Genomic DNA, 7808 nt, shown 5'->3' with positions numbered 1-7808 from the left:
CCTGGTCGAAAGTGGTGATGCATTCACCGCCTGAACCTACCGGCTTGAAAGTGTCATAAACTCACACAGTTTCACATTTGCAGCCCATGCCCGTATTCACATGCGCACCCCATATTCACAGGTGCAGCCCGCAACTTTTAGGGCTGCCAGTTTTGGGGCTAGGTAGCAACTAGGTAGCAAAAAGGGTTAAAGGCAAAAGGCACGTACCCCACGGTACGTGCCTTTTCAGCCGGTCGGACTCAGACAGTCTAGATAACCTGGTTCTTACCAACGGCCACAACGCCACCAGCGCTGACCTTGAAGCGCTCTGCGTCCTTCTCCGGATCGACACCGATAATGGCGCCGTCGGAAACTACAACGTTCTTGTCCAAAATCGCATGGCGAACCACTGCTCCGCGGCCGACGCGAACGCCTGGGAAGAGAACCGAGCCCTCCACCGTCGCGCCATCCTCGACCACAACGTTGGTGCTAATCACCGAGTTGCGGACCGTACCACCGGAGACAATCGAACCAGCACCGACCATCGAAGCCTGAGCAATACCGCCCTGGACAAACTTGGCCGGAGGCAGGTTCTCCTCTGAGAAGGTGTGGATTGGCCACTTCTTGTTGTAGAGGTTAAACACCGGGTGGACGGAAATCAGGTCCATGTTGGCCTCGTAGAAGGCATCGATGGTACCGACATCACGCCAGTAGCCCTTGTCACGTTCGGTCTCACCCGGAACGTAGCTGTCCTTGAAGTCCCAGACGAAAGCTTCGCCCTCCTCTACCAGCATCGGAATAATGTTTCCGCCCATATCATGGTCGGAGTTTTCATCTTCCGAGTCACGCTTAATAGCGTCGATAAGCGCGGAGGTAGTGAAGATGTAGTTACCCATCGACGCGAACGTCGAGTTCGGGTCATCCGGGGTGCCGGGCGGATCAGCCGGCTTCTCCAGGAACTCGGTGATTCGGTTGTTGTCATCGGCATCGATGACACCGAATGCGCTGGCCTCAGAACGCGGGACGCGGATACCAGCGACCGTCACGCCAGCGCCAGACTCGATGTGGGCCTCCAGCATCTGCTGCGGATCCATGCGATAGACGTGGTCGGCACCGAAGACGATGACGTACTCCGGATCCTCGTCGTAAACCAAGTTCAGCGACTGCAGAATCGCGTCCGCCGAACCGGTGAACCAGCGCTTACCCAGACGCTGCTGAGCCGGCACCGGGGTGACGTACTGGCCGGTGATGCCAGACAGCTGCCACGCCTGCGAAATGTGACGGTCGAGCGAGTGGGACTTGTACTGGGTCAGCACACAGATCTTCAAGAAACCTGCGTTGACCAGGTTCGACAGCACGAAGTCGATAAGCCGATAGCTACCGCCGAAAGGCACGGCGGGCTTAGCGCGGTCTTCCGTCAGCGGGAAGAGACGCTTGCCTTCGCCACCGGCAAGGACAATGGACAAAACATGTGGTTGACTCCTCACACCAACCAACCTATATGCGATTTACGTTCCTCGCTGCCAGTCTCCCCTCCCCGCTACCCACACCCAGGCATATCAAGCGACGGAAATTGTCAAATCTGGTTACGCTGGAACTATGCGTGTTGCCATGATGACCAAGGAATACCCTCCGGAGATTTACGGCGGAGCAGGTGTTCACGTAACTGAACTGACTCGTTTCATGCGCGGCCTCGACGGCGTTGACGTCGATGTGCACTGCATGGGTGCTCCTCGCGATGAGGCGGATGTATATGTCCACGGCGTTGACCCGGAGTTGAAGGATGCCAACGCCTCGATTAAGACGCTGTCCACGGGGTTGCGCATGGCAAATGCCGCCGCGGCAACCGACATTGATGTCGTCCACTCTCACACGTGGTACTCGGGCCTGGGCGGTCACCTCACTGGTCTGCTCAAGGGCATTCCGCATGTGGCAACCGCGCACTCACTGGAGCCGCACCGCCCATGGAAGCGCGAGCAGCTTGGCGGCGGTTACGACGTTTCCAGCTGGTCCGAGCGCAATGCTATGGAGTACGCAGACGCTGTCATTGCTGTTTCCGCGCGCATGAAGGACGCCATCCTGGATGCCTACCCGCGTATCTCCCCCGACAAGGTCCACGTTGTCCTGAACGGTATCGACACCGAGCTGTGGTACCCGCGCCCGACGTGGGAAGAGTCCAAGGAACAGAACGGCTGGTCTGTCCTGGAGGAGCTCGGCGTTGACCCGTCTCGCCCGATGGTCGCGTTCGTCGGCCGCATCACCCGTCAGAAGGGTGTCGCTCATTTGGTCAAGGCCGCATCGCTTTTCGACGACGGTGTGCAGCTCGTTCTGTGCGCCGGCGCTCCGGACACCCCGGAAATCGCGAAGGAGACTGAGCAGCTCGTCCATGACCTCCAGGAGAAGCGCGATGGCATTTTCTGGGTGCAGGACATGCTGCCGAAGGAGAAGATCCAGGAGATTCTGACGGCCGCGGATTCCTTCGTCTGCCCGTCCATCTACGAGCCGCTGGGCATCGTTAACCTCGAGGCTATGGCCTGTGGCACCGCCGTTGTCGCCTCTGATGTCGGCGGTATTCCGGAGGTTGTCGTCGATGGTGAAACCGGCACTCTGGTTCACTACGACGAGTCCGATCCGGAGGGCTTCGAACGAGGCATCGCTGCCGCTGTCAACAACATGGTCGCCGACCGCGACCGCGCTGCCAAGGTTGGCCAGGCGGGTAAGAAGCGCGCTGAAGATGTGTTTAGCTGGGAGAACATCGCTCAGCAGACCGTCGAGGTCTATAAGTCTTTGATGTAGCTGGCTGTCTGCGAGACGCCACGGATGCGCGGCGAACGGAGTCTCCTCATAAGGCCCATCGCTTCCGAGAAGGAAGCGGTGGGCCTTTTTTAGCCTTTTTACTAACCCCATTCAGGACATTTACTTATGCCTTTGCCCACTTTCCTAAACCTAATTTAAGTTTTGGCTGAATTTATCATTCCTGGTCAATAGCATACTGAGTATGAGATTCACTAAGAAGGTGGCAGCAGTTGGTGCCGCCATTGCCATAGCGCTAGCGGGTGCAGTACCGCATCAGGCGCTCGCTACAGAAGTAGCCCCATCCCCTAGTACCGCTACCATCACCGAGCGTGGTCCCCTTGGACAGTCCGGTCGCTGGTTTACCGACGGTGACGGCCGTGCTTTCCTCACTCAGGGATCGAACATCGTCTACAAGCACGATCCTTACACCCCAGAGGCCGGAGGCTTTAACGAGGACGATGCTGACTGGCTCGTGCAGCAGGGCTTCGACTCCATGCGAGTCGGCATTATCTGGAAAGCAGTAGAGCCAAAGCCCGGCGAGTACAACGACGAATACCTGGATTCCATTGCCCGCACTATCTCCATGCTCACTGAGCGTGGAATCGCGGTCTTGGTCGATGCCCACCAGGACATGTACAACGAGAAGTTCGAAGGCGAATTTGCCCCGGATTGGGCTGTCATTGACGACGGGGTTCCCAGCCTCTTAAAGGTTGGCTTCCCCGCTAACCAGGCTCTCAATATCGGACTCATTAGGGCATACGACAACTTCCTGAATAACCGCGAAGGGCCAGGCGGCGTTGGGTTGCAGGAGCGTTACGCAGCCATGTGGGGCCATGTCGCCAAACGCCTTGGCGACATGCCGGGACTGATGGGCTACGACATCATAAATGAACCGTGGCCAGGCTCCGCATACCCACTGTGCTATCTGGCTCTCGGCGACTGCGGCCCGGCTAAGGAAAAGCTCGATGAACTGCACCAGAAGGCTGCCAATCAGATTGTCGACAAGGACCCGGACGCTATTGTCCACTACGAGCCCTACTCCATGTGGAACACCGGATTGAACACGAATCCGGCAGCCCCGGAGGTTCCTGAAACCGCTGGTACGGCCCTCAGCTGGCATGTCTACTGCACCACGAATGCCCTGTTCAACACCTACACGGGCTGTGACTTCTTCGATGGTCGTACCTTCGACAATGCGGAAATCGTCTCATCCGGTAACGGCTCGGCCACACTGCTGTCCGAGTTCGGTGCGACCGACGATGCCGATACCCTCAATGGCGTAATTTCGCTTGCCCGCCGCCACATGGTCGGCTGGCAGTACTGGTCCTACTGCGGATGCAACGACCCGACGACGCAGAACCAGAAGGAACAGGGCATGGTCTTCGACCCTACTGTTCCAGGACCTGTAGGTGCCGATGCCTTCAACCGCGACAAGATGACCATCCTCGCCGCTCCACACCTGCGAGCGGTCGCAGGCACCCCGCAAGCTACCGACTGGAACCGCGACACCCGTGTCTACCAGGCCAGCTGGAACAATAACCGCGTCGACGGCACCGGAGTTTTCGCACCTGGTTCCACCAGCGAGCTCGTTGTGCCCTCGATCAACTTCCCGAATGGGTTCACAGTGAATGTCGAAGGCGGTCACGCCACTGTCGCTGCCGATGGCCAGACCGTTCATATCGTCTCCACTGCTGACCAAGTGACAGTCACCATCCAGCCGAAGTAGAACCAACCGCTCGATTCACCAAATCGCGCCCTGTGGATTTTTCCGCAGGGCGTTTTTCTTGCCACGATTTCCTTACCCACAAGCCGATCGGACATCTAACAGACGACCCGCCCCAGCTTGGGCTACAAATATCGCGAATATAATGGCTTCCATGACCACTCACGAGAATTTTCCAACGGTCCGACACACAATTTTCCAAAACTCACTGATGTCCGCACTGCTCGATGGCATCTACGACGGCGAGATGACCATTGGCGAAATCCTTGGTCATGGAAACTTCGGCATCGGTACCTTCGACGGCCTCGATGGCGAAATGGTAATCCTCGACGGGGTCTGCTGGCAGGTGCGTCACGACGGCTCCGCGACCCGGGCCACCATGGATCAGCGCAGCCCCTACACGGTGGTGACCAACTTCGTCCCGCACACGGTGATGGATGCGCCGGAAAACCTGACTCGCAAGGAAATTAGCCCCATCATCGATTCCCTGGTGCCGAGCCAAAACTTTATGTACGCACTGCGGATTACCGGCGAATTTGAGTGGGTGAAGACTCGAACCGTCGTAAAGCAGGAAAAGCCGTACCAGAAGATGGTTGATGCGACGGAAGAAGACGCCTCGGTTGATTTTGAGAACCTGCAGGGCACGATTGCGGGCTTCCGCACGCCGGTCTATGAGAAGGGAATTTCGGTGCCCGGCTGTCACGTGCACTTCCTCGCGGAAGGCGGCACCGGCGGCGGGCATGTGCTGGACTTTAAGCTGCGCTCGGGCACTATCGAACTGTGCCCGGGCACTGACCTGCAGCTTCGCCTTCCGCTAACGGCGGAATTCTCGGATGCTGACCTGGATCCGGAAGACCTGGATGAGCAGATTCACAAAACCGAGGTCAAGGAGTAGGCGCTAGTCGCCCGGGCGCCCCAGACGGGTGACGTAGGCACGGGCGGTGACGTACATCTCTGCAGGTAGCGCTGCAATGCGTTCCTGCAGCACCTCCGGGTGAATATGGCGTGCCGACGGGCTCATACCGATCTGCGCGGCGATTGCACTCTGGTTGAGGTTCATACCGAACTCCACCAGCTCCGGGTCGCCAACAGGCACGAGGTGCCCCTCGGCCTGGGAAATCATGCGCTCGACCTTGCCGCGCTCGACATCGATGATGCCCAGTGGCTCACGAAGCTCGCCCAGATGACCAGTAGTGGCCGTCAGAACCACAACCTGGCCGCCCGGCTTGAGCACGCGAGCGAACTCCTCCGCGTTGCGAGGTGCGAAGACAACCGTAAGCGCATCGATGGAACCATCACGCAGCGGCAAACGCGCCCACGCATCGGCCACAACCGCACCGAGTCGCGGATGACTCTTGGCCAGGTGCTTGGCGGCCGGCACAGACACATCAATGCCTACACCACGGGAATTGGGAATGCTGTCCAGCGTGTGTGCGAGGTAGTAACCAGTGCCCGCACCGACTTCGCAGATGACTGGCCTGGCGGCCTCGGACACGTTGGCGTCGTCAAGCACATCCTGGACGTTGCCTGTAACTGCCTCAACGAATGGAGCATAGTGGCCACCAGAGAGGAACTCCTCGCGGGCGGTAATCATCTTGGCGTCATCGCCGGTGTAGCGCAGACCAGCCCCACCGGCGAGCGTAACGTAACCCTGGCGGGCGACATCATAGCTATGTCCGGATTCGGACTTCAGAGTCATTCGTTCGGCATCACCAAACTTCAAATCAGTGCCATCGATGGGGTCAGCAAGCACATCAATGATGTCAGCTAGCACGTCGGTCACTCCTCAAACTGAGCTAGAAAAATAATTTTCACTATCTTAGCCCGTGTCGAGCTCAGCCAAGTAACTCCAATGCGAGTTACTGACTACGTTTATGACAAAAATTGCCCGAAAACTGGCTTGAAAGTGTCATAAACTCCCACAGTTTCACATTTGCAGCCCGTACTTTTTGTTCATAAACCCTCATTCGAGCCGTTATCACCTGAAGAAGAAAAGGCGACCTACACCACCTGTGTAGGTCGCCGCTGGGTCAAAACCGGACAGGCCCGGCCACTACCCGGCCTCTACCCGATACCCCACTACTCTGCTACTCCACTACTGCTACGAGCTCTGCACCGAGCTCCTTGGCTTCCTCCGGGGACAGTTCCACCACCAGGCGCCCACCACCATCTGCGGGGACGCGCATCACAATCTTCTTGCCCTCTTTAACTGCCTCCAGCGGACCATCACCGGTACGCGGCTTCATTGCTGCCATGTGAACTCCTTCGTTCTAAGACAATGTCGATGCAGGAGACGACCAGCCACCCCAGCTCGGCTGTGGTAGCCAGGAGATTGACAATCCCGGTTCAAGACCCCGGTCTAAGACCCCGGCTCAAGATCCCGGTTTAGAATCCCTGTCGGCATTTTCGACTACTTCTCTTCATCATAGTCCTTTGTTTCACGCAGCGGCATGGGCGAAGCGTCTCAAACTACGCCCCTTACACCAGCCCACGCACCGGATGCAGTGGCGCAAAATCACCGGAAATAGCCAGAGTCATACGGCAGACATCAAGAGTTTCGGACACCTGATGCGAACGGAACACCGCAACACCGGCAGCTGCCGCATGGGCGGTCGCAGCCAAGGTGCCGGGCACACGCTGCTCGACCGGGCGGTCCAAAGTCTCACCGACGAAGTCCTTATTCGACAGCGCCATGAGCACTGGCCAGCCTGTAGCCACGAGCTCATTGCAGCGCCGCAGAAGTTCGAGGCCGTGGTAGGTGTTCTTGCCGAAGTCGTGGGTGGGATCGATGAGGATGCGGTCCTCCGGCACGCCAGCGTCCACTGCCCTCTGGGCGAGCTTGCCGGTTTCTGAGATGACATCGTCCACGACGTCGTCGTAACGCACGCGAATCGGATTGGTGCGTGGCAGTGCCCCACCGGTGTGCGAGCAGACGTAACCCATCCCGTGGGCGCCCGCGACTTCCAGCAGCTCCGGGTCATGGCCTGCCCAAGTGTCGTTGATGAGGTTGGCGCCAGCTTTGATGGCGGCTTCCCCGACTTCGGCGCGCCAGGTGTCGACGCTAATGTGCAGGTCAGGATAGCGCTCGCGAACCTTCGCGATGGTCGGCACCACGCGCTCAATTTCCTCGGCAACAGTTACTTCCGCACCGACACCGGCCTTGACGCCGCCGATGTCAACAATGCCTGCGCCTGCCGCAACAACTTCGTCGACGCGAGCGAGCGCGGCCTCCTCCGCAGCCGTTGCGCCACGGTCATAGAAGGAATCCGGGGTGCGATTGACGATAGCCATCACCGTCGGCACCGCGGAG

Annotated in this window: 7 protein-coding genes; 3 read left to right on the top strand and 4 right to left on the bottom strand. The window is 58.5% G+C overall.

The features are described 5' to 3' along the window. Positions 1-248 precede the first annotated feature (248 nt). Positions 249-1466, bottom strand: a complete 1218-nt coding sequence (gene glgC / locus QP982_RS10225; RefSeq protein WP_042388575.1) for a glucose-1-phosphate adenylyltransferase — start codon at positions 1464-1466, stop codon at positions 249-251. Between the two features lie 112 nt (positions 1467-1578). Here glgC and glgA point away from each other — a divergent pair, with 112 nt between their 5' ends. The 3 genes from glgA (at position 1579) to budA (ending at position 5393) form a co-directional block, all read left to right on the top strand. Continuing rightward, positions 1579-2775 carry a glycogen synthase gene (gene glgA / locus QP982_RS10220; protein WP_070546826.1) on the top strand — a complete coding sequence of 399 codons (1197 nt, stop codon included), beginning with the start codon at positions 1579-1581 and terminating at the stop codon, positions 2773-2775. Positions 2776-2977: 202 nt separating this feature from the next. Further along, positions 2978-4501, top strand: coding sequence for a glycoside hydrolase family 5 protein (locus tag QP982_RS10215; RefSeq protein WP_070546829.1), 1524 nt, complete (start codon positions 2978-2980; stop codon positions 4499-4501). A 151-nt stretch (positions 4502-4652) separates the two neighbouring features. Beyond that, entirely contained in the window at positions 4653-5393 is a 741-nt protein-coding gene (gene budA, locus QP982_RS10210) for an acetolactate decarboxylase (protein ID WP_070438025.1), read from the top strand. Positions 5394-5396: 3 nt separating this feature from the next. On the opposite strand, the gene QP982_RS10205 is transcribed toward budA, so the two are convergent. The 3 genes from QP982_RS10205 to folP all read right to left on the bottom strand — a co-directional run bounded on the left by QP982_RS10205 (position 5397) and on the right by folP (position 7789). Then, positions 5397-6272, bottom strand: coding sequence for a methyltransferase domain-containing protein (locus QP982_RS10205; RefSeq protein ID WP_049190045.1), 876 nt, complete (start codon positions 6270-6272; stop codon positions 5397-5399). Positions 6273-6585: 313 nt separating this feature from the next. Further along, entirely contained in the window at positions 6586-6753 is a 168-nt protein-coding gene (locus tag QP982_RS10200; protein ID WP_005509573.1) for a DUF3117 domain-containing protein, read from the bottom strand. Between the two features lie 223 nt (positions 6754-6976). Next, a complete protein-coding gene (gene folP / locus QP982_RS10195; protein WP_284870513.1) occupies positions 6977-7789 on the bottom strand; it encodes a dihydropteroate synthase in 813 nt (270 codons plus the stop codon). Between the last annotated feature and the right edge of the window lie 19 nt (positions 7790-7808).

It is taken from the genome of Corynebacterium sp. MSK019, assembly GCF_030232425.1.
Lineage (GTDB): Bacteria > Actinomycetota > Actinomycetes > Mycobacteriales > Mycobacteriaceae > Corynebacterium > Corynebacterium jeikeium_D.
This window is presented reverse-complemented; position numbering and strand designations above follow the sequence as displayed.